This window comes from Pseudomonas sp. MS15a(2019) (assembly GCF_013277805.1).
Taxonomy (GTDB): Bacteria; Pseudomonadota; Gammaproteobacteria; order Pseudomonadales; family Pseudomonadaceae; genus Chryseomonas; species Chryseomonas benzopyrenica.
The window spans coordinates 539,513-564,065 of record NZ_VBTN01000010.1 but is presented as its reverse complement, the minus strand read 5'-3'; the positions used below and the strand labels follow the sequence as shown (position 1 = coordinate 564,065).

The 24,553-nt window shown below is 68.7% G+C and carries 26 protein-coding genes; 21 read left to right on the top strand and 5 right to left on the bottom strand.

The window, feature by feature from the left end; genetic code table 11:
- Window positions 1-37 precede the first annotated feature (37 nt).
- The gene (locus FEZ61_RS17070) at window positions 38-253 is read right to left on the bottom strand and encodes a DUF6316 family protein (protein ID WP_059315913.1); all 216 of its coding nucleotides are present in this window, start codon (window positions 251-253) and stop codon (window positions 38-40) included.
- A gap of 297 nt (window positions 254-550) precedes the next feature.
- Between FEZ61_RS17070 and FEZ61_RS17065 the strand changes: the two genes are divergently transcribed.
- From FEZ61_RS17065 to gspK, 8 genes are all read left to right on the top strand, one after another.
- Window positions 551-1,189 (top strand): peroxiredoxin, encoded by a 639-nt coding sequence (locus FEZ61_RS17065; RefSeq protein WP_059315912.1) that lies wholly within the window; start codon window positions 551-553, stop codon window positions 1,187-1,189.
- 163 nt (window positions 1,190-1,352) lie between these two features.
- Window positions 1,353-1,940: an NADPH-dependent FMN reductase gene (gene ssuE, locus FEZ61_RS17060; protein ID WP_173149625.1), complete on the top strand. Its 588-nt coding sequence runs from the start codon at window positions 1,353-1,355 to the stop codon at window positions 1,938-1,940.
- Between the two features lie 15 nt (window positions 1,941-1,955).
- Window positions 1,956-2,921 carry a sulfonate ABC transporter substrate-binding protein gene (locus tag FEZ61_RS17055; protein ID WP_017639830.1) on the top strand — a complete coding sequence of 322 codons (966 nt, stop codon included), beginning with the start codon at window positions 1,956-1,958 and terminating at the stop codon, window positions 2,919-2,921.
- A gap of 24 nt (window positions 2,922-2,945) precedes the next feature.
- Window positions 2,946-4,094 carry an FMNH2-dependent alkanesulfonate monooxygenase gene (ssuD, locus tag FEZ61_RS17050; protein WP_173149623.1) on the top strand — a complete coding sequence of 383 codons (1,149 nt, stop codon included), beginning with the start codon at window positions 2,946-2,948 and terminating at the stop codon, window positions 4,092-4,094.
- A gap of 10 nt (window positions 4,095-4,104) precedes the next feature.
- Entirely contained in the window at window positions 4,105-4,893 is a 789-nt protein-coding gene (gene ssuC, locus FEZ61_RS17045) for an aliphatic sulfonate ABC transporter permease SsuC (protein ID WP_093255924.1), read from the top strand.
- Window positions 4,890-5,699: an aliphatic sulfonates ABC transporter ATP-binding protein gene (gene ssuB, locus FEZ61_RS17040; protein ID WP_093255926.1), complete on the top strand. Its 810-nt coding sequence runs from the start codon at window positions 4,890-4,892 to the stop codon at window positions 5,697-5,699. Before ssuC ends, ssuB begins: the two co-directional genes overlap by 4 nt.
- 23 nt (window positions 5,700-5,722) lie before the next feature.
- Window positions 5,723-5,938 (top strand): TOBE domain-containing protein, encoded by a 216-nt coding sequence (locus tag FEZ61_RS17035; protein ID WP_010795839.1) that lies wholly within the window; start codon window positions 5,723-5,725, stop codon window positions 5,936-5,938.
- A 212-nt stretch (window positions 5,939-6,150) separates the two neighbouring features.
- A complete protein-coding gene (gene gspK / locus FEZ61_RS17030) occupies window positions 6,151-7,170 on the top strand; it encodes a type II secretion system minor pseudopilin GspK (protein WP_256563055.1) in 1,020 nt (339 codons plus the stop codon).
- 255 nt (window positions 7,171-7,425) lie between these two features.
- Here the strand turns inward: gspK and FEZ61_RS17025 are convergent, their stop codons facing one another.
- Window positions 7,426-9,462, bottom strand: coding sequence for a PhoX family phosphatase (locus FEZ61_RS17025; protein ID WP_173149621.1), 2,037 nt, complete (start codon window positions 9,460-9,462; stop codon window positions 7,426-7,428).
- A 196-nt stretch (window positions 9,463-9,658) separates the two neighbouring features.
- Between FEZ61_RS17025 and FEZ61_RS17020 the strand changes: the two genes are divergently transcribed.
- The 12 genes from FEZ61_RS17020 to FEZ61_RS16965 are packed head-to-tail and all read left to right on the top strand — an operon-like array spanning window position 9,659 to window position 20,925.
- On the top strand, window positions 9,659-11,332 hold the full coding sequence (locus tag FEZ61_RS17020) for a lipoprotein UxpA (RefSeq protein ID WP_173149619.1): 1,674 nt from the start codon (window positions 9,659-9,661) through the stop codon (window positions 11,330-11,332).
- Window positions 11,332-12,099 carry a hypothetical protein gene (locus FEZ61_RS17015; protein WP_173149617.1) on the top strand — a complete coding sequence of 256 codons (768 nt, stop codon included), beginning with the start codon at window positions 11,332-11,334 and terminating at the stop codon, window positions 12,097-12,099. Before FEZ61_RS17020 ends, FEZ61_RS17015 begins: the two co-directional genes overlap by 1 nt.
- Window positions 12,096-14,105 (top strand): type II secretion system secretin GspD, encoded by a 2,010-nt coding sequence (gene gspD, locus FEZ61_RS17010; protein ID WP_173149615.1) that lies wholly within the window; start codon window positions 12,096-12,098, stop codon window positions 14,103-14,105. The genes FEZ61_RS17015 and gspD overlap by 4 nt, the downstream gene beginning before the upstream one ends.
- Entirely contained in the window at window positions 14,105-15,562 is a 1,458-nt protein-coding gene (locus tag FEZ61_RS17005; protein WP_173149613.1) for an ATPase, T2SS/T4P/T4SS family, read from the top strand. The genes gspD and FEZ61_RS17005 overlap by 1 nt, the downstream gene beginning before the upstream one ends.
- 24 nt (window positions 15,563-15,586) lie before the next feature.
- Window positions 15,587-16,792 (top strand): type II secretion system inner membrane protein GspF, encoded by a 1,206-nt coding sequence (gspF, locus tag FEZ61_RS17000; RefSeq protein ID WP_173149611.1) that lies wholly within the window; start codon window positions 15,587-15,589, stop codon window positions 16,790-16,792.
- A 23-nt stretch (window positions 16,793-16,815) separates the two neighbouring features.
- Complete coding sequence (gene gspG, locus FEZ61_RS16995; RefSeq protein WP_017639819.1) at window positions 16,816-17,256, top strand: type II secretion system major pseudopilin GspG; 441 nt, start codon at window positions 16,816-16,818, stop codon at window positions 17,254-17,256.
- 6 nt (window positions 17,257-17,262) lie between these two features.
- Window positions 17,263-17,721: a GspH/FimT family pseudopilin gene (locus FEZ61_RS16990; RefSeq protein WP_173149609.1), complete on the top strand. Its 459-nt coding sequence runs from the start codon at window positions 17,263-17,265 to the stop codon at window positions 17,719-17,721.
- On the top strand, window positions 17,718-18,062 hold the full coding sequence (locus FEZ61_RS16985; protein ID WP_064309455.1) for a prepilin-type N-terminal cleavage/methylation domain-containing protein: 345 nt from the start codon (window positions 17,718-17,720) through the stop codon (window positions 18,060-18,062). Before FEZ61_RS16990 ends, FEZ61_RS16985 begins: the two co-directional genes overlap by 4 nt.
- The gene (locus tag FEZ61_RS16980; RefSeq protein ID WP_173149607.1) at window positions 18,059-18,646 is read left to right on the top strand and encodes a prepilin-type N-terminal cleavage/methylation domain-containing protein; all 588 of its coding nucleotides are present in this window, start codon (window positions 18,059-18,061) and stop codon (window positions 18,644-18,646) included. Before FEZ61_RS16985 ends, FEZ61_RS16980 begins: the two co-directional genes overlap by 4 nt.
- 4 nt (window positions 18,647-18,650) lie before the next feature.
- The gene (locus tag FEZ61_RS16975) at window positions 18,651-19,817 is read left to right on the top strand and encodes a type II secretion system protein GspL (RefSeq protein ID WP_173149605.1); all 1,167 of its coding nucleotides are present in this window, start codon (window positions 18,651-18,653) and stop codon (window positions 19,815-19,817) included.
- A complete protein-coding gene (locus tag FEZ61_RS16970; RefSeq protein WP_173149603.1) occupies window positions 19,814-20,236 on the top strand; it encodes a hypothetical protein in 423 nt (140 codons plus the stop codon). The genes FEZ61_RS16975 and FEZ61_RS16970 overlap by 4 nt, the downstream gene beginning before the upstream one ends.
- Entirely contained in the window at window positions 20,233-20,925 is a 693-nt protein-coding gene (locus tag FEZ61_RS16965; RefSeq protein WP_017639813.1) for a hypothetical protein, read from the top strand. The genes FEZ61_RS16970 and FEZ61_RS16965 overlap by 4 nt, the downstream gene beginning before the upstream one ends.
- A gap of 14 nt (window positions 20,926-20,939) precedes the next feature.
- Here FEZ61_RS16965 and FEZ61_RS16960 read toward each other — a convergent pair whose 3' ends face one another.
- From FEZ61_RS16960 to FEZ61_RS16950, 3 genes are all read right to left on the bottom strand, one after another.
- Entirely contained in the window at window positions 20,940-21,500 is a 561-nt protein-coding gene (locus tag FEZ61_RS16960; protein ID WP_017639812.1) for an alpha/beta hydrolase, read from the bottom strand.
- 244 nt (window positions 21,501-21,744) lie between these two features.
- Entirely contained in the window at window positions 21,745-22,365 is a 621-nt protein-coding gene (locus tag FEZ61_RS16955) for an NAD(P)H-dependent oxidoreductase (RefSeq protein ID WP_007162355.1), read from the bottom strand.
- Window positions 22,352-23,746, bottom strand: coding sequence for a class II fumarate hydratase (locus FEZ61_RS16950; RefSeq protein ID WP_017639811.1), 1,395 nt, complete (start codon window positions 23,744-23,746; stop codon window positions 22,352-22,354). The genes FEZ61_RS16955 and FEZ61_RS16950 overlap by 14 nt, the downstream gene beginning before the upstream one ends.
- Before the next feature lie 171 nt (window positions 23,747-23,917).
- On the opposite strand from FEZ61_RS16950, the gene FEZ61_RS16945 reads away from it, so the two are divergent.
- Window positions 23,918-24,454, top strand: coding sequence for a DUF2059 domain-containing protein (locus FEZ61_RS16945; RefSeq protein WP_017639810.1), 537 nt, complete (start codon window positions 23,918-23,920; stop codon window positions 24,452-24,454).
- Window positions 24,455-24,553: the final 99 nt, after the last annotated feature.

The window sequence follows — 24,553 nt, the reverse complement described above, 5'->3', positions numbered from 1 at the left end:
TTCAGGGCGCGCAGTCTAAAGGATCGAGGGCAGGCGGTCAGACGTTGCTGACGGATTGGCGCATCAGGCCCTGGGCGGTCTGCAGCCGCTCGACATAGCGATCGATCTGGTTGAGGGCTTCTTCGCGGCTGAAGAAGGGGCCTTCCAGGGTGCCCTCGCGGGTGGTGAAGAAGAATTGGCCGTTGACCACGCTGACGCGCTCGCTACGGAAATGGGTGCTGGCACCGGGGTCGTCATTGCGTTTGCCGAACATGAGAATCTCCTCCTCGTCTTGCCAACAGACCATGCCGAGCGCTGCGGGTTGCCCCGTTCGGCCGAATTGCGGTCCGTCGATCTTCCTTAGGTGTAGCACCCTAGCGGCCGCTGCGCTTGGGTGGAAAAAGCGCGACGAAATTGTGAGGATGATCACGCGGCACAGGGTGTAGCCGCTAGTGGATGGCCCTGGATGGGCCATCTTTCGCGTTATAACCACAGCGTGATCCGATCTTTCCCGCCCATGCTGATGGGCGGCATAGTGCCGCTATCCCTACCTGCATCAGGAGAACTGCCAATGACCATCCGTCTGGGCGATATCGCCCCCGATTTCGAACAGGATTCCAGCCTGGGTCGCATCCGCTTCCACGAGTGGCTGGGCGACAGCTGGGGCGTGCTTTTCTCCCACCCGGCCGACTTCACCCCGGTCTGCACCACCGAACTGGGCCTCACCGCCAAGCTCAAGGACGAATTCGCCAAGCGTGACGTCAAGGTGATCGCCCTCTCGGTGGATGGTCTGGAATCGCACCAGGGCTGGATCAAGGACATCGAGGAAACCCAGGCCACTGCCGTGGGCTTTCCAATCCTGGCCGACGCCGATCGCAGCGTGTCGACCCTTTACGACATGATCCATCCCAATGCCAACGACACCCTCACGGTGCGCTCGCTGTTCATCATCGATCCGCAAAAGAAGGTGCGGCTGTCGATCACCTATCCGGCCAGTACCGGACGCAACTTCGACGAGATCCTGCGGGTGATCGATTCCCTGCAACTTACCGACAATCACAAGGTGGCGACCCCGGGCAACTGGAAGGATGGCGATGACGTGGTCATCGTGCCGTCGCTCAAGGACGAAGAAGAGCTCAAGCGGCGTTTCCCCAAGGGCTACACCGCGGTGAAGCCCTATCTGCGCCTGACCCCGCAGCCCAATCGCTGACACCTCTGGTGACAAGAAAACCCTGGCCCTGGCCGGGGTTTTTGTTTTCTGGTTATAACCAAGTGCCTAAAGGGTATTTTTAGGGAATAAGTGCCCCTTGCTAAGGTCCGCTCAATCCTTTTCGAGCGGCGCGACACCGCTCCTTTTTATCCTGGAGGCGGCGATGCAGGTGGTGACTTTGGCGGGCAGTCCGGGAGCGCGTTCGCGCTCTACCGGTGTGCTGGATCTGGCGGCGAACTGGCTGCAGACGCGTGGCGTGGAGTTGTCGCGCTGGCGTATCCAGGACTTTCCCGCCGCCGACCTCATCGGCGCCCGTTTCGACAGCCCGCCGGTGGTGGAACTGATCGCCCAGCTGCAGGCCGCCGATGGCCTGGTGATCGCCACCCCGGTGTACAAGGCCTCCCTGGCCGGCGCCCTCAAGACCCTGCTGGATCTGCTGCCCGAGCGGGCCCTGACCCACAAGGTGGTGCTGCCGCTGGCCACCGCCGGCTCCAGTGGTCATCTGCTGGCCATCGACTATGCGCTGAAGCCGGTGCTCTCGGCGCTCAAGGCCCAGGAAATCCTCAATGGCGTCTTCGCCGACGACAGCCAGGTCAGCTATACCGAGACCGGCGTCGCCCTGACCCCGGCGCTGGAGCAGCGCCTCCAAGAATCCCTCGAACAATTCCACGCGGCCCTGGTGCGGCGTCCCCAACCCCTGACTCCCGAGCTGCTGGCCGATCGTATCGGCCAGGCGCGCTGGGGTATCTGACCCGGAGCCTCAGTCATGCAGTTCTCCTTCACCCGTTCACTGCTCGCCGTTTCCCTGCTGACCCTGGCCGCCGGCCTGGCGCAGGCGGAAGAGACGGTACGCATCGGCTACCAGAAGTACGGCACCCTGATCACCCTCAAGGCTCGCGGCACCCTGGAGCAGCGTCTGGCCAAGGACGGCGTCAAGGTGCAGTGGACCGAATTCCCCGGCGGCCCGCAGCTGCTGGAAGGCCTCAACGTCGGCAGCATCGATTTCGGCGTGACCGGGGAGACACCGCCGGTGTTCGCCCAGGCCGCCGGCGCCGATCTGGTCTATGTGGCCCATGAGCCGCCCGCGCCCACCAGCGAAGCCATCCTGGTGCCCAAGGATTCGCCGATCCGCTCGCTGGCCGATCTCAAGGGCAAGAAGATCGCCCTGAACAAGGGTTCCAACGTCCACTATCTGCTGGTGCAGGCACTGGCCAAGGCCGGCATCCCCTACCAGGACATCCAGCCGGTGTACCTGCCGCCCGCCGATGCCCGGGCCGCCTTCGAGCGCGGCGCGGTGGATGCCTGGGTGATCTGGGATCCCTACCAGGCCGCCGCCGAGACCCAGCTGCAGGCACGTACCCTGACCGATGCCACCGGCCTCGCCGACAACCACCAGTTCTATCTGGCCACCCGCAGCTTCGCCAAGGCCCATCCCGAACAGGTCGGCGCCATCGTCGACGAGGTGCGCTCGGTGGGCGAGTGGGCCAAGGCCCACCCCGACCAGGTCGCCGCCCAGGTGGCGCCGCTGCTGAACCTGCCGCTGGACACCGCCGAACGGGTGGTCAAGCGCCAGGGCTATGGCGCCCGGTTCATCAGTCCCGAGGTGGCGGCGCAGCAGCAGAAGATCGCCGACGCCTTCACCGCCCTCAAGCTGATTCCCAAGCCGCTGGTCATCCGCGACGTGGTGTGGACCCCGCCCGCCAGTCTGCAGACCGCTGCCGCCCAACCCTGATTTCGCCTGCTGGAGAACGCCCCCATGAGTCTCGATATCTTCTGGTTCCTGCCGACCCACGGCGATGGCCACTACCTGGGTACCGCCGAAGGCGCCCGCGCGGTCGATCACGGCTACCTGACCCAGGTCGCCCAGGCCGCCGATCGCCTGGGCTTCGGTGGGGTGCTGATCCCCACCGGCCGCAGTTGCGAGGATTCCTGGCTGGTGGCCGCCTCGCTGATTCCGGTCACCCAGAAACTTAAGTTCCTCGTGGCCCTGCGCCCCGGGATCATCTCGCCCACCGTGGCGGCGCGGCAGGCGGCCACCCTGGATCGCCTGTCCGGCGGCCGGGCGCTGTTCAACCTGGTCACCGGCGGCGATCCGGACGAACTGGCCGGTGACGGCCTGCACCTGTCCCACAGCGAAAGATACGAAGCCTCGGTGGAGTTCACCCGCATCTGGCGTCGCGTGCTGGAAGGCGAGACGGTGGACTATGAAGGCAAGCACATCCAGGTGAAGGGCGCCAAGCTGCTCTATCCGCCGCTGCAGCAACCGCGCCCACCGCTGTATTTCGGCGGCTCCTCCGATGCCGCCCAGGACCTGGCCGCCGAGCAGGTGGAGCTGTACCTGACCTGGGGCGAGCCGCTGGACGCGGTGCGCGAGAAGATCGAGGCGGTCAAGGTCAAGGCGGCCGCCCAGGGCCGCACGGTGCGCTTCGGCATCCGCCTGCACGTGATCGTCCGCGAGACCAATGAAGAGGCCTGGAAGGCCGCCGACCGGCTGATCGCTAACCTGGACGATGCCACCATCGAAAAGGCCCAGGCGGCCTTCGCCCGCTTCGACTCGGTCGGCCAGCAGCGCATGGCCGCCCTGCACGGGGGCCGTCGCGACAACCTGGAGATCGCGCCCAATCTCTGGGCCGGTGTCGGCCTGGTGCGTGGCGGTGCCGGGACGGCCCTGGTCGGCGACGGTCCCACCGTGGCCGCGCGGGTCAAGGAATACGCCGCCCTGGGCATCGATACCTTCATCTTCTCCGGCTATCCGCATCTGGAGGAATCCTACCGGGTGGCCGAGCTGCTGTTCCCGCACCTGCCGGTCAAGCGCCCGACCCAGGTGGAAGGCGCCAACTACGTGAGTCCCTTCGGCGAGATGGTGGCCAACGACATCCTGCCGCAAAAAGCGGCGCAGAGTTGAGGAAGGCGGCATGAGCAGCACGACCGAACGTCAATTGCAGCGCCTGGCGCCCTGGCTGGTGCCCGTGGCCCTGCTCGCCGCCTGGCAGCTGTCGGTGAGCAGCGGCCTGCTGTCCAGTCGCATCCTGCCGTCGCCAGCGGCGGTGCTGGAGGCGGGCTGGAGCCTGGTCAAGAGCGGCGAACTCTGGCAACACCTGGCCATCAGCGGCTGGCGCGCCGGCATCGGCTTCGCCATCGGCGGCAGCATCGGCCTGGCGCTGGGCTTCATCACCGGGCTGTCGAAGTGGGGCGAGCGCCTGCTGGACAGCACCTTGCAGATGGTGCGCAACGTGCCGCACCTGGCACTGATCCCGCTGGTGATCCTCTGGTTCGGCATCGATGAGTCGGCCAAGTTGTTCCTGGTGGCCCTGGGGGTGTTCTTCCCCATCTACCTCAACACCTACCACGGCATCCGCAACGTCGATCCGGCGCTGGTGGAGATGGCCCGCAGCTACGGCCTCTCCGGGGCGCGGCTGTTCTGGCACGTGGTGCTGCCGGGCGCCTTGCCGGCCATCCTGGTGGGGGTGCGCTTCGCCCTCGGCCTGATGTGGCTGACGCTGATCGTCGCCGAGACCATTTCCGCCAGCTCCGGCATCGGCTACCTGGCGATGAACGCCCGGGAATTCCTGCAAACCGACATCGTGGTGCTGGCCATCCTGCTCTATGCCGTACTGGGCAAGCTGGCGGATCTGGCCGCCCGCGGCCTGGAACGTGCCTGGCTGCGCTGGCACCCGGCCTATCAGAAAGGAGCCCACGCATGACCAGTCTGCAAGCCGTTCCGCCGCTGGCGCGGGGCATCGCCCTGAAGCTGCAACAGGTGGTGAAGACCTTTGGCGAGCGCACCGTGCTCCACGGGATCGATCTGGAAATCCCGGCCGGCCAGTTCGTTGCCGTGGTGGGTCGCAGTGGCTGCGGCAAGAGTACCCTGCTGCGCCTGGTGGCGGGACTCGACCGCGCCAGTGGCGGCACCCTGCTGGGGCAGGACGAACCCCTGGCGGAGCATCGCGAAGACACCCGGCTGATGTTCCAGGACGCACGCCTGCTGCCGTGGAAACGCATCATCGACAACGTCGGCCTGGGCCTCAAGGGCGACTGGAAGCCGCGCGCCCTGGAAGCCCTGGCGGCGGTCGGCCTGGCCGATCGTGCCCAGGAGTGGCCCTCGGCGCTGTCCGGCGGCCAGAAGCAGCGCGTGGCCCTGGCCCGCGCCCTGATCCACCAGCCGCGCCTGCTCCTGCTGGACGAGCCGCTCGGCGCCCTGGATGCCCTGACCCGTATCGAGATGCAGCAACTCATCGAAGGCCTCTGGCAGCGCCACGGCTTCACCGTGTTGCTGGTGACCCACGACGTGGGCGAGGCGGTGGCCCTGGCCGACCGCGTGGTGCTCATCGAAGACGGCCATGTCGGCCTGGATCTCGACGTCACCCTGGCGCGCCCCCGGGCCGCCGGCGATGCCCAGCTGGCCCGCCTGGAAGCCGAGGTGCTGGCCCGGGTGCTGCAGCAACCGCTCAATCCCGATCTACCGGAAATCGTGCAACCCCTGCCCACGCAACTGCGCTGGGCCTACTGATCGCTCATCCGAGGAGTTTTGCCATGACCATCAAGGCCATCAACGTTCGCAACCAGTTCAAGGGCACCATCAAGGAAATCATCGAAGGCTCGGTGCTCTCCGAGATCGACGTCCAGACCGCCGCCGGCATCGTCACCTCCGTCATCACCACCCGCTCGGTCAAGGAGCTGGAGCTGGTGGTGGGCAGCGAGGTGATCGCCTTCGTCAAATCCACCGAGGTGTCCATCGCCAAGCTGTGATGAGGCCTTCGTGGTGAGGAACCCGCCCTGGTGGCGGGTTTTTTGTTGGGCGTTGGATTGTTGGGCTTCGCTGGCGCTCAACCCAACCTACCTAGGCTTTGTAGGTTGGGCTGAGACGGCCCTATCGTCGAAGCCCAACAGGCATCTGCGTCACTGCCACGATTCTGCAACCTGAGTCGGTTCCAATGCCGCTTTTGCCTGGAGGAACAGGGGTGCGGCGACAAAGGGGCGTGGCCCTGCTGATGGCGCTCTGGGCGCTGGCGCTGGTGGCGGCCTTGTTGCCGGTGCTGCTGGCCGAGGGGCGGGCCGAGCTGCAGCGGGCGAGGTTGCTGGAGCACGAGACCCTGGCGCGGGCGCTGGCGACTGGCGCCGAGCAGGTGGTCACGCAGGGGCTGGTGCAAGCTGGCGCGCGGCAGCGCCCCGAGTTCTGGCGGAGCCTGAGCGGCGAGGTGCTGGTCTATGAGGTGGAAGGCGCCCAGGTCCGTGCCCAGCTGCGCGATCTGCATGGCTGCTTCAACGTCAACGCCCTGGTCGGTCCGGAGCGGGACCTGGCCTTGCGCCAGCTGAAGCGGCTGCTGGCGCAGCGTCCTGGTGGGCTGGGTGAGCCGGGACTGACGGCCGAGGGCTTCGCCGAACGCCTCGCCGACTGGGTCGATGCCGATGGCGAGACCCGTGAATTCGGTCTGGAGACTCCCGATGCCTTGCGCCTGACGCCACCGGTGCTGGTGCCCAATCTGCCCTTGGCCGAGATAGGTGAGCTGGATCTGATCGTGCCGGCGCGACCCGGTCGGCATCTGCACTTGCGCGAACTCTGCGCGCTGCCGGAAACCTCAGGCTGGCGCCTCAATGCCAATGCCCTGGGGATGAGCCACCTGCCGCTGCTGGAGGCACTGTTTCTCGGTGAGGTGCCGCGGGAGACGCTGCAACTGCTGATCACCGCGCGGCCGGCCCAGGGCTACGCCACTGTCGAGGCCCTGCGCCAGGCCTTGCCCGGGGTAGGGGAGGAGACCTTCAGCCTGTTGACTCAAAGACTGATCCTCAACAGCGGCGACTTCCTGCTCGGGGTCGAGGTGCGTCGCGATGGCCAGGTCTTTCGCCAGGTGCGGCAGCTGGCGGCCCAGGGCGTGAGTCGCTGGCATGCGGCGGTGCCGGCGCAACGGGTGCGCTGGCTGGCGACGCGTGACACCACCCTGTGGGTCCCTGGACCGGGCGGGGCGGAGGTGTTGCAGTAGCTAATCGCGGCCAGCGCGCGCGGAAGCGGCCGTTGTCACCGCTCGTCGTAGGTTGGGTTGAGCGTAGCGAAGCCCAACGTAGCGGGGCTTGGGTCCGGCAATGTTGGGCTTCGACGATGGAGCAGTCTCAGCCCAACCTACGGTCAATCTGGCGCCAGGAGGTGAAAACGTCACAGGACGAATATCGAGTCCGCCGCAAAACAAAAGGCTCCCGCGGTCGTTGCCGACCGGGGAGCCTGGCTATCGCCGACGCGATCAGACGCCGATGGGGCCGCCGTCGAGTTTCTGGATCACCACGGTGGAGGCGCGGGGGCGTACCTTGGTGCCAGCCGGGGTGGCCTCGGTGGCGACTTCGCTGAAGGGCCAGTTGTCCGGATGCTGGACGTTGATGAACATGGTCGTGAGATCCGGCGTCCAGGTGATGCCGGTGATCTCGCAGCCGTTGGGCCCGACCAGGAAGCGGCGCAGCGCGGTCTGGTTGGTGGCCGAGATGGCGACCTGCTTGCCGCTGCCGTCCACCACCTGGGCCGGGATGACCGCCAGCAACTGGTCGTTGGTGTACTCGGCCACGGCGTTGTCGCTGTTGTCGGTCTCGATCCAGAGGATGCCGCGGCTGTCGAAGGCCAGGCCGTCGGGGCTGGCGAACTGGTTGAGTTCGGTCAAGCCCGAGCGGTTGATGTCGGGTGCGGCACCGGCGTCGGAGCCGAAGACGAAGATGTCCCAGGTGAAGTCGGTCTGGTTGCTGTTGTCCTTCCAGCGCACGATGTGACCGTTGACGTTAGGCACCCGCGGGTTGGCGGCGTTGGCGGCGGTGCGCGCCGAGTTGTTGGTGAGGGTGACGTAGACCTCGCCGGTGAAGGGGTTGACGGTGGTCCACTCCGGGCGGTCCATGGGGGTCGCGCCCACCGCATCGGCGGCGCCGCGGGTGTTGAGGATGATGCCGGCCAGGTCGCCATAGAGGGCGCCCAGGGTACGGCCGTCCTTGGTCGGCGCATTGACCGTCAGCGGCAGCCACTTGCCGTTGCCGCCGTCGTCGAAGCGGGCGACGTAGAGGGTGCCGTTGTCCAGGTACTTGGCGCCGATGGCCAGGCGGTTGGCCGAGTTGGCGTCGGCCGGATCCCAGGCGGCGGCGGAGACGAACTTGTAGATGTATTCGTTGCGCGAGTCGTCGCCCATGTAGAACGCCAGCGGCTGGCCGGCGACCGGAATGCCGTAGGCCGAGCCCTCGTGGCGGAAGCGGCCCATGGCGGTGCGCTTGGTGGCGGGCGCGGCGCTGTTGTAGGGATCGATCTCGACGATGTAGCCGTAGCCGCTGGCTTCGTTGCGGAAGTCCTGGGTCGCGCTGGCGCCGGTGGGGGTCAGGTCGAAGCGGCGGAATTCGTTGTCCACCTCGCTGGCGTCACCCGCCGGCGTCTCCCAGCCGTAGTTGCTCTTGTTGGTGATGCCGATGCGCTTCTGGTCTACCGGCAGGGTGCCCTTGTTGACGAAGATGCCCGGCCAGTTCTCCTCGCAGGTGAGGTAGGTGCCCCAGGGGGTGAAGCCGTTGCCGCAGTTGTTGTTGGTACCGCGGGTACGGGTGCCGTCCGGAGAGTAGGGAGTGATCAGGTTGGCGTTGCCGCGCAGCGGGCCGGCGATTTCCATCGGCGTGGCGCTGGTGAAACGGCGGTTCAGGGCGTCGTTGGTCACCACCTGCCAGATGCCGTCGACCTTGCGGATGCGGATCACCGCCGCCCCGTGGGCGTTGATCTCCTTGCGCACTTCCTCGGCGGGCCGCTTGCCGTTGGTGGTGGTCGGGCCGTTGGGGTGCAGCACCTTCTGGTCGATGTATTCGTAGTTGATGGCCAGCAGGCCATCGCTGCTGGAGTTGTTCAGCGGGAAGAAGTGCATGCCGTCGTGGTGCATGCCAGCCGCATTGGCCTGGTCGGTGGAGGTATTGCTGCCATCGCTGCGCCAGGCGTTGGCCAGGTTGTTCAGCGGGGTGCCCCAAGGCGCCAGGGTGCGGGCGCTGTAGCCGGCGGCCAGGACGATGGCGTCGAGGCGCGCGCCGCGGATGGATTCGAAGCCAAGCTTGAGCTGCGGCGCCGGGGTCGGCTGGCTGGGAGCCGGATCGTCGTTCGAGCCGCCACCGCCGTCGAAGCAGGCGGTCAGCCCGCCGCCGGCGATCATGGCGATCGCAGCGCCCAGGCCGCCCTTCATGACGCTGCGGCGCGACAGGTAACGGTCGACGACGGCGTCCAGCGGTTCGTTGCCGCTTTCATTACGGTTACGGTCGTCGCTCGTGAAAGTGCTCATGCGCAAAGCTTCCTTGATTAATCACGGGAGCGGCGACTGTAGGAAGCCTCTGTGATGGTCTGGTGACTGAAAGGTTACAGCCGGTCATTTCCCGGCAGACCATCTGTAACAGTTTGTAACTTGCTGTTTTGTCATGAATTTGTAGCTTTTCGCCGCCTAGGATGCCGCCCTCTCTAGCGCGCAGGGCAGACATCGGATGAGCAACTGGGCACGACGCCAGGTCTTGGGTTGGCTCGCGGCGGGCGCCACGGTGCCGCTGCTGGGCGGCTGTGCCCAGGGCCTCTCGACTCGCTCGGGGGATGCCGATCTACAACTGCTCTATGTGGCCGACACCCTGGACGCCCGCGAACCCGGCTGGCCGGTGGTGCCGCGGGTACGCCTCGGCCCGGCCGGGCGCATCGGCGCCGCGCCCTGGCGCACCGGTGCCGATGCCGCGCGCCTGGCCCCGACGCTGGCGCCTCTGCTGGATGCCGGGCGTGGCGATGGCCAGCGCTACGGTGGCTATGCCGCCCTGGCCTGTCAGCTCTCCCAGCTGCGCACCCGTCAGGGCGCGACCCGCAGCCTGACCCTGGAAAATGGCCAGTGCTGGAACGGCAGCGGCCTGACCCAGCTCACCCGCGGCGAAGCCGGGGTGGATGGCAGCCAGTTGCTGGGCAGCGAGGTCCGGGTCAGCAGTGACGAACGCCTGCTCTGGCCCGAGCGCAGCGCCGCCCTCTATCGCCGTTATGGTCGTCCGGTACTGGGCGCCACCCTCACCGAGGAACAGCGCAGCGCCCTGGGCGTCGCCCCCTTCACCCTGATCGAGCGCGACGGGGTGCGCATCGCCCTGGTCGGCGTGACCGATCCCTATGCCAGCGATCAGCAGGCGCCCCTGGCCGATTGGTATGCCCGGCTGCGCCCGGTGCTGGCCGAGGCACGGGGCAAGGTCGATCTGCTGGTGGTGCTGGCCGATGTCGGCAGTGGACCGGGCCTGTGGCTGGCCGAGCGGTTGGAGGAAGCGGACCTGCTGCTCTGCGCTCGCGGGCAGGATCTCTGGCCGGAGCTGATCCCGGTGATGCGCGGTAGCGGTCGGCCGCTGCCGGTGTGCCTGCCGGGTTGCCGCGGCGTCGGTATCTTCGAGATCCGCTGCCGGGGTGGTCGCGACGGCTGGCGCCTGGACGCCGTCTTCCATCCGGTGCAGGCCGAGCGGGTGCTCGACCGGGCCCTGCTGGAAAGCCACCAGCGTCAGTTGGCCGTCGCCCGCGCGCCCCATGCCGGGTGGCTCGACCAGCGTCTGGCACGGGCGCCGGTGGACCTCTGGCGCCGTGACCTGCTCGGCGGCAGCTGGGACGCCCTGATCGCCGCGGCCCTGGGCGGTGGCGATGCGCAGCCGGTGCTCCTGCCGGGGTTGAGATACGACCAGCCGCTGCGCCGGGGCGACTGGATCACCCGCGAGCACCTGATCGCCCTCTGTGGCGGCCACGAGGCCACGGTGCTGGATCTGCCCACCTCGGCCGACGGCCTGCACACGCTGCTGGAGGAAGCCGCGGACAATCGCTTCGGCGAACCCCTGCTGCTGGACAACAGCCAGGATCTGCCGCGGCTGATGGGCGTCCAGTGGACCTGCCGCTACGGCGCGCCGCGTGGCCAGCGCATCGGACCGGTGCAGGCGCCCCTGGGCGCCTCCTTTACCACCTGTCGTACCTTCGCCCTGGGGCGCGAGCTCGGCGCCGGTGAGGCGCTGTGGCAACGCCTCGAAGCCTTTCTGCGCGCCCGGCCCGCCGACTGGGGCCTGGCGCCGCTACCCGTGCCACGCCTGGAGTTCGTCGAAGGCCATCCGGGCTGGCATCCGCTGGCCGCCTTACGCCGCCGTCTGGAGTCTCTGGCCTGATGGCGCGCCTGCTCATCCATCCCCTGGCGTTGCGGCTGCTGACCCTGCTGTGGCTGGGCATCGCCGCCTGGCTGGCGGCGCGGGTGGTCTGCGATCTGCGCCTGCTGTGGCTGCCGACGCCCGTACCCAGTGTCCAGGTCGAGGCGTCTCCCGCCACCGATCTGCTCGCCGGCCATTGGCGCGCCGCCAGCCAGGCGGCGCCCAGCACCCTGCCGATCCAGTGGGTCGGGGCAATCAAGGCGGTGCCCATCGACGGCTCCGTGGTGGTCCTGCGCCACGGCGATCGCCAGCGGTCGCTGGTCCTGGGCGACAGCCTGGCGCCGGGGCTGGTGCTGACCGCCATCGACGCCCAGGGCCTGGTCTTCAGCCGCGCCGGCCGCGAAGAGCGGCTGCCCTGGCCGGCGCCGCGAGCGCTGGTGGGCCTGGCCGCTAGCGATACGGCCAAGCCGGCCACAGTCAAGGCGCCGTCTACGCCAGCGGCGGAGGAGGGTGACCTCGCCAGTCTGCTCAGACGCATTCGCGCCACCCCCGTGCGCGAACACGGCGAGTTGACCGGCTACCGCCTGCAACCCGGCGCCGAGCCGGCCTTTTTCAGTGGCCTCGGACTTGAGCCCGGCGACGTGCTACGCCGGGTGGACGCCGTCCCCGTGGCCGATACCCGGACGCTGCTGCAACGCCTGCCGCATTGGCGCGCCACCGGCGCCCTGACCCTGGAACTGGAACGTCGGGGCCGCGCCCTGGCCCTACCCGTGAGACTGTCCCTGTGAAGAAACGCAGCTATTGCGGCCTGCTCCTCGCCTTCTGGCTGCTCGGCGCCCAGGCCGACCAACGCTTCGAGGTCAATTTCGAGAACACCGAGATCGATCTGTTCATCGAAAGCGTGGGGCGCATCACCGGCACCAACTTCGTCATCGATCCCCGGGTGCGCGGTACCCTGACGGTACGCAGCGCCCAGCCCTTGGCCGCCGATGACGTCTATGCTCTGGCCCTGGCCCAGCTGCGCGCCAATGGCTACGCCGCGGTGGAGCTGGACGACGGCAGCGTGAAGATCCTGCCGGACCAGGCTGCGCGCACCGAGCCGCTGCCGGTGGAGGTGGACGACGGCGCCCCGGCCAAGCCCGGCGCCGGGGATACCGTGGCGACCCGGGTATTCGCCGTGCGCGGCGGCAATCTCGAACAGCTGCTGGGCATCGTCCGCCCGCTGATGGACGCCCGGGTCGGAGTGGCCACGCCCTATCCGGCCAGCAACCTGCTGGTGGTGACCGACTGGCGCAGCAACCTTAGCCGCATCGGCCAGCTGCTGACGCGGCTGGATCGCGGGCGCGACGAACCGGTGGAGATGATCAGCCTGCGCCATGCCCAGGCGCGTGACACCGCGCCGCTGGTGGAGCGCCTGCTGGCCAGCCGCGGCCAGGCCGGCGGCGGCGTCCAGGTGCTGGCCGACGCCCGCAGCAATGCTCTCATGGTGCGTGGCGACGAAAGCGTGCGGCGTCAGGTACGCCGGCTGGTGGCCGAACTGGACGTCTCTCGCGATGCCGCCAGCGACACCGAGGTGGTCTATCTGCACCATGCCAAGGCCGGCGAGGTGGTCAAGGTACTGCGCGGCCTGAGCGGCGAGGTCACCCAGGAGGCGCGGGTGGAGATCCCTGTGGCCGCCCCTGTCGGTAATACCACCCCTGCTGAAAGTAGTGGAGAGGGGGAGGCTCCTCTGCCCAAGGGTGGCGGCGGGACATTAGCGCCGGGAGCGCCCGGTATTCGCCTGGAAGCGGACATGGGCACCAATTCCATCGTGCTGATCGGGCCGCCGCGGGAGCTGGCCGGCTACAAGCGCATCATCAGCCAGCTGGATATCCGCCGCGCCCAGGTGGTGGTGGAAGCCATCATCGCCGAGATCACCGACACCAAGGCCAACCAGCTGGGCGTCCAGTGGCTGTTCCTCGACCGCAATGGCAACCTGCCGGCGGGCGGCGTCAACTTCACCAACGGCACGCCCATCAACGGTATCGCCGCCGCCGCGGCCAACCAGGACACCACCGCCCTGGGCAGCCTGCTCTCGGGCATGCAGGGCATCTCCGCCGGGGTCGGGCGCATCGGCGGCAGCGGGCTGAACTTCGTCACCTTGTTGCAGGCCATGCGCAGCGAGAGCGGTTTCAACCTGCTGTCGACACCGACCCTGCTGACCCTGGACAACGCCGAAGCCTCCATCATGGTCGGCCAGGAGGTGCCCTTCGTCACCGGTTCGGTCACCAGCAACAACGCCAATCCCTACCAGACCATCGAGCGCCGCGAGGTGGGGGTCAAGCTCCGTCTCAAGCCGCAGATCAACGAGGGCGACACGGTGCGCATGGAGATCGTCCAGGAGGTCTCGTCCCTGGCCGACAACGTGCGTGCCAGCGACGTGGTCACCAACAAGCGCGAGATCAAGACCACGGTGATGGTAGAGGACAATGGCCTCATCGTCTTGGGCGGCCTGATCAGCAACGAGGGTAGCGACAGCGACCAGCGGGTGCCGCTGCTGGGCGACGTGCCGGTGCTGGGCAATCTCTTCAAGTCGCGTACCCGCTCCAGCACCAAGCAGAATCTGGTGGTGTTCATTCGCCCGCGCATCCTGCGCGATCCGGCGCTGGTGCAGCAGATCAGCGAGGACAAGTACCGCGGCATGCGCGCCGCCGCCCCGGCCGCGGCCTTGCCGGCCACGCCACCGGGCACGCGCGGTGCGCCCACCCTGCAGAGTCTCTATCCCTCGGCGCGGGCGCGCCTGGACGGCCTCTGATGACGCCGACGCTGCCCTATCGTCTGGCGCGCCAGGCCGGCATCGCCCTGGCCGCCGCACCCGAGGGCTATCGGCTGCTGTGCCGCACGGATGCGGACCTGGCGCTGCTGCAGGAGGTGCAGCGCCGCCACGGACCGCCGCAGGGCTGCGAATGGCTCGCCCGCGAGGTCTTCGAACAGCGCCTGGGGCCGCTCTACGAAGCCGGCCAGGCCAGCACCGAGGCCTTGGTGGAAGGCCTCGGCGAGACCGTCGACCTGGCCGGGCTGATGGAGGAGCTGCCACGAGTGGAGGACCTGCTCGACAGCGCTGGCGAGGCGCCGGTGATCCGCCTGATCAACGCCCTGTTCGCCGAGGCCTTGCGCCTGGATGCCTCCGACCTGCACGTGGAAACCTTCGAGCAGGCACTGGTGGTGCGGGTGCGGGTGGATGGGGTGCTGCGCGAGCTGCTGCGCCCGCCGCGGGCGCTGTCGGCCATGCTGGTGTCGCGGATCAAGGTCATGGCGCGGCTGGACATCGCCGAGAAGCGCCAGCCCCAGGACGGCCGCATCACCCTGAGGGCCAGCGGTCGCGACGTCGACATCCGCGTCTCGACTCTGCCCGGCGTGCATGGCGAGCGGGTGGTCATGCGCATCCTCGATAAGCAGGCCAGCCTGCTGGAGCTCTCACGCCTCGGCCTGCCGCCGGCCATCGATGCCGGCCTGCGCGGCGCCCTGGCGCAGCCCAACGGCATCCTGCTGGTCACTGGCCCCACCGGGTCGGGCAAGACCACCACCCTCTATGCCAGCCTGGGGCTGCTCAACGAAGGCAGTCGCAGCATCCTTACCGTGGAAGACCCGGTGGAATACGCCTTGCCCGGCATCGGCCAGACGCCGGTCAATCCGCGTGCCGGCCTGACCTTCGCCAGTGGCCTGAGGGCCATCCTGCGGCAGGACCCGGACGTCATCATGATCGGCGAGATCCGCGACGTGGAGACCGCCGGCATCGCCGTGCAGGCCAGTCTCACCGGCCACCTGGTGCTCTCCACCCTGCACACCAACAGCGCCCTGGGCGCCATCACCCGGCTGCGTGACATGGGCGTGGAGCCCTTCCTGCTGGCGTCGAGCCTCAAGGGCGTGCTAGCCCAACGGCTGGTACGACGGTTGTGCAGCTGCGCGGCCTGGCGTCCACTGCGGACGGCCGAACAGACGCTGCTGCCAGGGCTGGCCGGGCTCGAACGGCTGCGCGAGCCCCAGGGTTGCCCAAGCTGCAATGGCAGTGGCTATCGCGGTCGCCTGGGGCTCTACGAGTTCGTCGCCCTGGACGCCGAACTGGCCGAGCTCATCTATCGCGGCGCCGGTGAAGGCGAGATGGCCCGGCTGCTGGAAGGCCGCCGCGCTACTCTGGCCGAGAGCGCCCTGGAGCGCCTGGCGGCAGGCGAGACCAGCTTGGCGGAGGTGCTGCGTGCGGTGCACCAGTAACGCCCTCGGCGGAGCGCTGCGCTGATGCCGGCCTACCGCTACCTGGCGCTGGACGGCGACGGGCGTCGCCAGCGCGATGTCATCCAGGCCGAGAGCGAGCGCCATGCTCGCCAGTTGCTGCGCGAGCGCGGCCTCTTTCCCCGCGAGGTGCAGGCGACCGGTCCGGCACGGGGGACCCGCAACCGTGCCGGGCGGCTGGATGCCAACAGCCGCACCGATTTCACCCGCCAGCTGGCGACCCTGGTGGGCGCCGCCATTCCCCTGGCCGAGGCCCTACAGATGCTGGAGCGCCAGAGTCGCCAGGCGGCGCTCAAGGCGCTGCTGCTGGATCTGCTGGGCCAGGTGCGCGAGGGCTATACCCTGGCCGACAGCCTGGGGCGTCATCCGGGCACCTTCGATCCGCTGTACCTGACCCTGGTGGCCGCTGGCGAACGGGCCGGACGCCTGGGCCCGGTGCTGGAACGCCTGGCCGACTATCTCGAACGGGTGCAGCGCCAGCGCCACAAGGCGCGCACCGCGCTCATCTATCCGCTGGCGCTGGCCCTGGTGTCGGTCGCCGTGGTGGCGGGGCTGATGACCTTCGTGGTGCCCAAGCTCACCGAGCAATTCATCCACAGCGGCCTGCAACTGCCCTGGATCACCCGCGCCCTGGTGGCCGTCAGCGACGGTCTGCTGGTCTTCGGACCCTGGTTGCTGGGCCTGGTGTTGCTGGTCGGCTTAGGTGTGCAGCGCCTGTTGCGCCAGGTCGAGTGGCGGCGACGCTGGCACCGGCAGCCGCTGCGCCTGCCGCGCCTGGGCGAGTTGCTGCGCACCCTCGACAGCGCCCGCCTGACCCGCAGCTTGGCGATCCTGATCGGCAGCGGCATCCCGGTGCTCGAAGGCCTGCAGGTCAGTCGCGCCACCCTGGGCAACCAGGTGCTGCGCGATGCCCTGGAAGCCGCCATCGAGCAGGTCACTGCCGGCACGGGCCTTGGCCGGGCGCTGGATCGCAGCGGCGTCTTTCCCCCCTTGCTGGTGAACATGGTCGCCAGCGGCGAGGCCAGCGGCACCCTCGATGCCATGCTGGAACGGGTCGCCGATGCCCAGGAGCGCGACTTCAACCAGCAGGTGGACCTGGCCCTGGCGCTGTTCGAGCCGGTGCTGATCCTCGTGCTCGGTGGGGTGGTGCTGGCCATCGTACTCGCCATCCTGCTGCCCATCATGCAGCTCAACCAGGCGCTCAACCTCTGATGCACCCCAAGGAGACTTTCGCGATGCCTTCCCATGCCGTACCCGCCCGCCAGGCCGGTTTCACCCTCATCGAGATCATGGTGGTGATCTTCATCATCGGCCTGCTGGTGGCCATCGTCGCGCCCAATGTGCTGGACAACCAGGACAAGGCCATGCAGCAGAAGGCCCGCGCCGATCTCGCCAGCCTGGAGCAGGCGCTGGACATGTACCGCCTGGACAACCTGCGCTATCCCACCGCCGAGCAGGGCCTCGCCGCCCTGGTGAGCAAGCCGACCCAGGCCCCCGAGCCGCGCAACTATCGCGCCGACGGCTATATCCGCCGCCTGCCGGAGGACCCCTGGGGCGCCGCCTATCGCTATCGCATCCCCGGCGAACATGGCCGGGTGGATCTCTACAGCCTCGGCGCCGACGGCCGCGAAGGCGGCGAGGGCAGCGATGCCGACATCGGCAACTGGACCCTCTGAGCTGCCATGCCGGGGCGCCAGGGCGGTTTCACCCTGCTGGAGCTGATGGTCGTGCTCTTGATCGTCGGGCTGCTGACCACCGTGGGCGTGGCGCGCCTGGGCGGCGGCAGTCCGGCCGGGCAGTGGCGGCTGGAAAGCCTCGCGGGCGACTTCCAGCTGGCGCGGGACACCGCCCGTCACAGCGGGCGCATCCTCGGCTGGCAGGCCGACGCCACCGGCTTTCGCTATCTGCAGCTGGTGGCCGATGCCCAGGGCCCGCGCTGGCAACCCCTGGCCAGCGCCGATCTACCCGACGGGCGCTGGCCCAGCGGTTTGCAATTGGCCGAGCCGGTGAGTGCCCAGCCGCGGCTGGTCTGGTGGCCGAACGGCGATACCCAAGGCCAGCGCCTGGCCTTCGCCGAAGAAGAGCGGCAATGGCTGCTGGTGGTCGATTTGCGGGGGCGTGCCGCGGTGGAGCGTCCATGAACCAGCGTGGTTTCACCCTGCTGGAGGTGCTGGTGGCCTTGGCCATCGTTGCCTTCATGGCGGTGGGCGTCAGCCAGGTGATCGGCCAGCGGCTGGACATCGCCGGCGTCGCCCAGGCCCGCGAACGGGCCCAGCTCTGCGCCCGCGAACTCCAGGCCCGCTGGCAGGTGGAAGGCCTGACTGCCAGTCAGGGCGAACTGAGCCAGGGCGGCGAGCGCTGCTACTGGCGTCTGGAGGGCGCGGGCGGGCCCCTGGGCGGGCAACGCCTGGCGCTCTATGCCGATGCCGCCCTCGGTCGAGCCCTGGGCGACTGGCCGATCCATGCCGGAGCCCAACCATGAGGGGCCAGGCGGGCATGACCCTGATCGAGGTGCTGCTGGCCATCGCCCTCACGGCGCTGCTCGCCTTGCTGCTGGGTGGGCTGGTCAATCTCTGGCTCGACGCCCGCGGCCGCCTGGCTGCGCGGGAGTCGGCCGATGCGCGGGTACTGGACCTCTGCGGCCTGCTGGATCGCCGCCTGGGTGGCCTGGTCTTGCGCCCGCTGCAGGAGCACCGTCTGCCGCTGCACAACGCCCTGCTGGACTGGCACCCCGACGAGCACCGGCTGGACTGGGTCGCCCTGGATGCCCTGCCGCTGAGTGCGGGACAGGGCGCCGGTCGCCTGCGCCGCCAGCGCCTGGAATGGGATGCCGACCAGGAGCGGCTGCGACTGTGGCGCAGCGCCGAGTTGGATGCGGTGGAGGCCCCGGTCTGGCAACCGGTGCTCGACCAACCGGGCATCGAGCGCCTGCAACTGGAATTTCACGGCGGCGGGCGCTGGCTCGCCTATCCGCCCCAGGCCGAACCCGCCAATGGGGTACGGCTGACCTTTACCGTGCAGGGTGCCGGCTATGTCTGCACCTTCGCCCTGCCTCAGACAGGTTGACCCCATGCTCGCCTCCCTCCCGTTCGGGCGCCTGCTGCCCCAGTTGCGCCGCGACCTCAGCCCGGCCCAGAGTTCCGCGCGCCTGCTCCTGCGCACGCGGCGACCCGGTCCGCCGGGCCCGGACAATCCGCTGGTGGCCGCGCGCCTCCAGGGCGACCGGCTGCAAGCCGCGGCGGCGCTGCCAGAGGCCGCCCAGCCGGTGACCCTGCTGCTGCACGGTGAGGACTGCAGCCTGTTCGACGTCGCCGCGCCCAAGGGACTGCGTCCCCACGAGTGGGGCCTGCTGCTGGAAGACCAGTTGCTGGCGGACGCCAGCGGCCAGCACCTGGTCTGCCTGGGTCGCGCTCCTGGCCGGTTGCGCCTGCTGGCCCTCGACCGGGCGCTGCTGGAGGCCTGGCGTGAGCACTGCGCCGCCTGCGGCTGGACGGTGGCCGCCTGCTGGGTCGACTTCGAGTTCTTGCCCGAGCCCACCGCCGAGGGTGGGATCGGCGTGCGCCTGGGCGACAGCCTGAGATTCAAGACCCGCGTGGCGGATCGCGACGTCTGGCTGACCTGGCCCAGCGCGCTCCAGGCGAGTCTGCCGCCAGCCTTGGCCACTCTGCTCGACGCCGATCCCGAGGCCACCGTCGCACCCCTCTGGCCCCAGCCCGCCGCCGGCGTGGCGCCCCAGGATCTCTGGCCACGGCAAGGCCAGCGCCGCCGTCGAGCGTCCTTGGAGCTGCCACGGCCCCTGGTACTGGGCATGGCCGCCGCTGCGGTGCTGGCCGCGGTGCACCTGGGGCTGCAACAGGTGCAGCATTGGCGCCAGGCCCAGACGGACCGGGCCTATGTCGCCCAGCGTCTGGGCCTGCCTAGCGACCGGCTCGATGCCGGCCGCGCCGCGCGCGAACTCCAGCTGGCCAGCCGCACCCAACGGCAGCTGGAGGGTCAGTGGCGCCTCTGGCAGCGGCTCGGGGGGCCGCTCGGCGCCGCCTTGAATACTCAGCCCGGCCTGCGCCTGGTGGAGTGGTCGCTGGACGAGCAGGGCATCCAGGTGGTGCTGGACGGGCCGGCCAGCCTGGACAAGGCCTTGCGCACCCGACTCGGTGAGGAATTCGCTACCCTGCAGTGGCAACGGCAGGCCGGGCGCCTGACCCTGCGCCTGGCGGCCTCGACGGAGAAGCGACCATGAGCATCCTTTTGCAGCGCTGGCAGCGGCTGCCTGCCGAACGCCGGCGACTGGCCCTCGGCGGCCTGGTCATCCTGTTGCTGGCCGCCATCCTGTTGCTGCGCCCTGCGCCAGGCAGTCGACCCGTCTCGGTGGACTGGGTCCGCCTCGCCGAAGAGGCTCGGGCGCTGCCCGTCGCCCAGCCGTTGCAGGAGGCGGATTGGCGCGGTGCGGTTGACGGGGTGACCTTCAGCGCCCTGACCCTGGGCGAGCCGGTCTGGCACCTGCGCGGAGACGCGGTGAATGTGGCCGCCGTGGAGCGGCTGCAGGCCTGGGCGCGTGTGCGTGGCTGGTTGCCCCGGACCCTGAGGATCCGCAGCCAGCCGACGGGCGTGGCCTTCGAACTGGAAGTCCTGGCGGTACTGGTGGAGCGCGCGCCATGACTCGCTGGCTCGTGCGCCTGGCGTTCACCCTGTTCGCCTGCCTGATCTTCGCCCTGGGCTGCCTGCTCTACTGGCCGGCCGCGGACTGGCTGCCGCGCCTGCTGCCGCCCCAGGTCACCCCGGTCGGCTTGCAGGGCTCCTTGCTCGGCGGCGGCATGCAGCGCCTCGCCTGGCCCGGTGGTGGCGCCGGGCCCTGGCAGTGGCACCTGCGCTGGCCGGGCAGGCTGCAGGTCACGGTAGGCGAGCCCGAAGGTGCGCCCTGGGGGCTGACCCTGAGCGGCTGGCCCTGGCAGTGGCGGGCCGATCTCGCCGGTGGCGATCTGCGCTGGGTGCAAACACCGGGTAGTGCGCTGCTCGCCGGTCGGCTGGTCGGCGCCGTCCGCCTCGGGGGCAGCTGGCGCCGTTGCCTGGCGGCCGGTGGCGCCTGGCAGGGCGATGGCCTGCAGATCCTGGTGCCCCGGCGACTCAGCCTGGGCGACGTTCGGCTGCAGGTGGATTGCCAGACCGCACCCTGGCTGCAGGGCGTCTTCGAGCGCCCCGGCCAGCATCGTCTGGACTTGCGCCTGAGCCTAGCCAACTGGCGGGGTCAGGTGCAGGGTACGGCGCAGCCCGGCAGCGACATCTCTCCGGTGCTGCAGAGCATCGGCTGGCTCAGGGCCGGCCAGAGCCAGGTCATGGGGCGTTTCTGACCGCTGAGCGCGGCTCAGGCGACCCGCAGGCCCTGGGCCGATCCCAGCTTCGCCAGCTGCAGCAGACCCTCTTCCCACTGCCGATGCCCCGAGCGGGTATTGATATGGCCGGCGCCGGGCAGGATGTCCAGCTCGCTGCCCCAGGCCTGCGCCAGGGCATCGGCCCGCGCAAGGCTGATGGCATGGTCGTTGTCCGAGGTCACCACCCGCGAGGGAAAGGGCAGCGCCTGGCGGGGCAAGGGCGCGAAACCCACCAGCTCCGCCGGGCAACCCGGGCGCTCGACGTCGGCCGGCGCCACCAGCAAGGCGGCCAGCACCCGCTGCCGACGCGCTACCGGAGCGCTGGCGGCCCAGCGCGCGACGGTGACGCAACCCAGGCTATGGGCGATCAGCACCACGGGTAAGGGCGAGCTGGCGATGGCCTGGTCAAGGGCATCCACCCACCGTTGCGGATCGGGGCGTTGCCAGTCGTCTTGTTCGACACGACGGGCGTCCGGCAGCAGGCGTTGCCAGTGGGTCTGCCAATGTTCAGGGCCAGAGCCCTGCCAACCGGGAAGGATGAGATAGCGGGTCATGACGGAGCTCCGCAGACGAAAGAGGAGAGCCGATAGTGCCGATGGATGATCCGCAGGAGAAAGAATAAAAGGCGCTTTGGTTATGCCAGGCTTCGGTTTGCAGCGACGAAATCGCGGCCATGCCGGTCCGCCGATGCGGCCGCTCCTACGGAACTCGGGCGTCTTGCTGATCGCGGCCATGGGCCGCTCCTACGGATTGTCCAAGGTGTAGGAGCGGCCCATGGCCGCGATAGAAAACGTGCAACTACTCGTTCCGCCCCAACCGCTCCACTTCCTGCAACCAACGCAACCGCTGCTCCTCGTCGGCTGCCCGCACTGGCGAATACTCATGGACCTGCAGCACCTGGATACCGCAGGCCTCGAGGCCCTCCTGGATGCCCTGGCGATGGGGCGCCTGGTTGCGCAGGCGCTGCCAGGGGGAGGGCGGGGTGTCGGAGGTCACCAGCAACTCGGCGCTGCGGCCGGTCAGCAGGGGTTCGCCGCCCCAGGTCTGGTCGCGCTGGGCAAAGGCGAAGCCCGGTTGCAGCACCCGTTCAAGAAAGCCCGCCAATACCGCTGGCAAGCCGTTCCACCACACCGGGTAGATGAACACCAGGTGCTCGGCCCAGTGGATCTGCCGCTGGGCTTCCAGCAGATCCGGCTCCAGGGTCTGGGAGAGGTCATAGCCTTCGCGCAGCACCGGATCGAACTGGGCATCGGCCAACTTGAGCTGGCGCACCACCTGGCCGCTGGCCTGGGCGCCCTGGACATAGGCGTCGGCCAGCGACTGGCAGAAACTGGTGCGCTTGGGATTGCCCTGGATGACCAGCAGACGCCGGCCATCCCCCTCCAGCGGCGTGGCGCCGCGGGCCTCAGCCACGGCCACCGGCTTCCAGCATGGTCTCCGGGCGTACCCACTGATCGAACTGCTCGTCGGTCAGGTAGCCAAGCTCCAGCGCGGCGGCACGCAGGGTCTTGTTCTCGGCATAGGCCTTCTTGGCGATCTCGGCGGCCTTGTCGTAGCCGATGTGCGGATTGAGCGCCGTCACCAGCATCAATCCCTGTTCCAGGTGCTCGGCCATCTTGTGCTCGTCCGGCTCCATGCCGGTGACGCAATGGGTGTTGAAGTTGCGACTGCCATCGGCCAGCAGGCGGATGGATTCCAGCACATTGTGGGCGATCACCGGCTTGTAGACGTTGAGCTGCAGATGGCCTTGGCTCGCGGCGAAACCCACGGTGACGTCGTTGCCGATCACCTGGCAGGCCAGCATCGACAGCGCCTCGCACTGGGTCGGGTTGACCTTGCCCGGCATGATGGAACTGCCCGGCTCGTTGGCCGGCAGCTTCACCTCGGCGAAACCGGCGCGCGGACCGGAGCCCAGCAGGCGCAGGTCGTTGGCGATCTTCATCAGCGCCACGGCCAGGGTCTTGAGGCCGCCGTGCAGGGCCACCAGCGGCTCATGGCCGGCGAGGGCGGCGAACTTGTTCGGCGCGGTGACGAAGGGCAGGCCGGTGAGTTCGGCGATTTCCTTGGCGATGGCTTCGTCGAAGCCCTTGGGCGCATTTAGGCCGGTGCCGACCGCGGTACCCCCCTGGGCCAGTTCCAGGACCGCCGGCAGGGCGTTGCGGATGGCGCGCTCGGCCAGATCCAGCTGGGCGACGAAGGCCGACAGCTCCTGGCCGAAGGTCACTGGCGTCGCATCCATCATGTGGGTGCGGCCGGTCTTGACCAGGTTCTGGTAGCGCGCCGATTGCAGCGCCAGGCCGCCGGACAGCTCGGCGATGGCCGGCAGCAGGTCGTTCTGCACCGCCAGGGCGGTGGCGATGTGCATGGCGGTGGGGAAGCAGTCGTTGGAGCTCTGGCCGCGATTGACGTGGTCATTGGGATGGACCGGCTTCTTGCCGCCCATGCCGTTGCCGGCCAGTTCGTTGCTGCGCCCGGCGATGACCTCGTTGACGTTCATGTTGCTCTGGGTGCCGCTACCGGTCTGCCAGACCACCAGGGGGAACTGGTCATCGTGGAAGCCGTCGAGGATCTCGCTGCTGGCCTTTTCGATCAGGGTGGCGACATCTTCCGGCAGTTCGCCAAGGCGCAGATTGACCCGCGCGGCCGCCTTCTTCACCGTCGCCAGGGCATGCACTACCGCCAGCGGCATCTGCTGGTTGCCGATGGCGAAGTTCTCCAGCGATCGCTGGGTCTGGGCGCCCCAGTAGACGTCGTCGGCTACTTCGATGGGGCCGATGCTATCGGTTTCAGTACGGCTCATGGCGCTCTCCGCTTATAGAGTGTGGGTCCAGCTAGTTTGGGCAGCAGCTTAGCGCCAGGGTTCCCAAATGGGAAGTATTCTCAATTGTGAGGGTGCCGTGGGCAGTTCAGCTGGCATTCAGCCCATCTCTGCCAGACTTCCCGTCCATTTTTCGCATCCCCAAGGACGTCCATGAAAAAGACTCTCCGTACGCTTGGCGCCGTAGTGCTGCTCGCCAGCGCCAGCAGCTTCGCCCTGGCCGACGCCAAGAGCCACGCGGCCGACGCGGAGCGCTTTCTCAAGCTGGCCAACGCCGACAAGCTGACCACCCCGGTCTATGCCCAGGTCCAGCAACTGTTCGCCCAGCACTTCGAGCAGGCCAAGGCGCCGGCCAAGAAAGCCGTGCTGGAAAGCTACACCGCCCGTGCCAACCAGGCGCTGGACAGCACCATCGGCTGGGAAAAGATCAAGCCCGAGATGGTCAAGCTGTACACCGACAACTTCACCGAAGACGAGCTGGAAGGCCTGATCAAGTTCTACCAGTCCGATCTGGGCAAGAAGATGATCGCCACCCTGCCGCGGCTGTCAGCCCAGTCCGCTCAGCTGACCCAGGCCAAGCTGGAGCAGGCGGTACCCAAGGTCAACGGCATCCTCGCCGAAATGGACAAGGAGCTGGGCGTGAAGCCGCCGGCCGGTGCCGAGAACGCGCCGCCGCCCGCCAAGCGCTGAGTCGAGCCTTTGCCACGAAGCCCGGACCCGTTCCGGGCTTCGTCGTTTCCGGGCGGGGCCCAGGCTCGCTAGAATGACGTTTCTCACAGTCGAGGTATC

What these genes read in the sequence shown, in the direction of transcription:
- FEZ61_RS16960 (WP_017639812.1), bottom strand. Translation starts at nt 21,500, where the DNA reads ATGACCCGCTATCTCATCCTTCCCGGTTGGCAGGGCTCTGGCCCTGAA.
- FEZ61_RS17020 (WP_173149619.1), top strand. Translation starts at nt 9,659, where the DNA reads ATGAGCAACTGGGCACGACGCCAGGTCTTGGGTTGGCTCGCGGCGGGC.
- ssuD (WP_173149623.1), top strand. Translation starts at nt 2,946, where the DNA reads ATGAGTCTCGATATCTTCTGGTTCCTGCCGACCCACGGCGATGGCCAC.
- FEZ61_RS17035 (WP_010795839.1), top strand. Translation starts at nt 5,723, where the DNA reads ATGACCATCAAGGCCATCAACGTTCGCAACCAGTTCAAGGGCACCATC.
- FEZ61_RS16945 (WP_017639810.1), top strand. Translation starts at nt 23,918, where the DNA reads ATGAAAAAGACTCTCCGTACGCTTGGCGCCGTAGTGCTGCTCGCCAGC.
- FEZ61_RS17055 (WP_017639830.1), top strand. Translation starts at nt 1,956, where the DNA reads ATGCAGTTCTCCTTCACCCGTTCACTGCTCGCCGTTTCCCTGCTGACC.
- FEZ61_RS16975 (WP_173149605.1), top strand. Translation starts at nt 18,651, where the DNA reads ATGCTCGCCTCCCTCCCGTTCGGGCGCCTGCTGCCCCAGTTGCGCCGC.
- gspF (WP_173149611.1), top strand. Translation starts at nt 15,587, where the DNA reads ATGCCGGCCTACCGCTACCTGGCGCTGGACGGCGACGGGCGTCGCCAG.
- FEZ61_RS16950 (WP_017639811.1), bottom strand. Translation starts at nt 23,746, where the DNA reads ATGAGCCGTACTGAAACCGATAGCATCGGCCCCATCGAAGTAGCCGAC.
- FEZ61_RS17070 (WP_059315913.1), bottom strand. Translation starts at nt 253, where the DNA reads ATGTTCGGCAAACGCAATGACGACCCCGGTGCCAGCACCCATTTCCGT.
- ssuE (WP_173149625.1), top strand. Translation starts at nt 1,353, where the DNA reads ATGCAGGTGGTGACTTTGGCGGGCAGTCCGGGAGCGCGTTCGCGCTCT.
- FEZ61_RS17005 (WP_173149613.1), top strand. Translation starts at nt 14,105, where the DNA reads ATGACGCCGACGCTGCCCTATCGTCTGGCGCGCCAGGCCGGCATCGCC.
- FEZ61_RS16990 (WP_173149609.1), top strand. Translation starts at nt 17,263, where the DNA reads ATGCCGGGGCGCCAGGGCGGTTTCACCCTGCTGGAGCTGATGGTCGTG.
- FEZ61_RS17065 (WP_059315912.1), top strand. Translation starts at nt 551, where the DNA reads ATGACCATCCGTCTGGGCGATATCGCCCCCGATTTCGAACAGGATTCC.
- FEZ61_RS17025 (WP_173149621.1), bottom strand. Translation starts at nt 9,462, where the DNA reads ATGAGCACTTTCACGAGCGACGACCGTAACCGTAATGAAAGCGGCAAC.
- FEZ61_RS16965 (WP_017639813.1), top strand. Translation starts at nt 20,233, where the DNA reads ATGACTCGCTGGCTCGTGCGCCTGGCGTTCACCCTGTTCGCCTGCCTG.
- ssuB (WP_093255926.1), top strand. Translation starts at nt 4,890, where the DNA reads ATGACCAGTCTGCAAGCCGTTCCGCCGCTGGCGCGGGGCATCGCCCTG.
- FEZ61_RS16980 (WP_173149607.1), top strand. Translation starts at nt 18,059, where the DNA reads ATGAGGGGCCAGGCGGGCATGACCCTGATCGAGGTGCTGCTGGCCATC.
- FEZ61_RS17015 (WP_173149617.1), top strand. Translation starts at nt 11,332, where the DNA reads ATGGCGCGCCTGCTCATCCATCCCCTGGCGTTGCGGCTGCTGACCCTG.
- FEZ61_RS16985 (WP_064309455.1), top strand. Translation starts at nt 17,718, where the DNA reads ATGAACCAGCGTGGTTTCACCCTGCTGGAGGTGCTGGTGGCCTTGGCC.
- gspG (WP_017639819.1), top strand. Translation starts at nt 16,816, where the DNA reads ATGCCTTCCCATGCCGTACCCGCCCGCCAGGCCGGTTTCACCCTCATC.
- ssuC (WP_093255924.1), top strand. Translation starts at nt 4,105, where the DNA reads ATGAGCAGCACGACCGAACGTCAATTGCAGCGCCTGGCGCCCTGGCTG.
- FEZ61_RS16970 (WP_173149603.1), top strand. Translation starts at nt 19,814, where the DNA reads ATGAGCATCCTTTTGCAGCGCTGGCAGCGGCTGCCTGCCGAACGCCGG.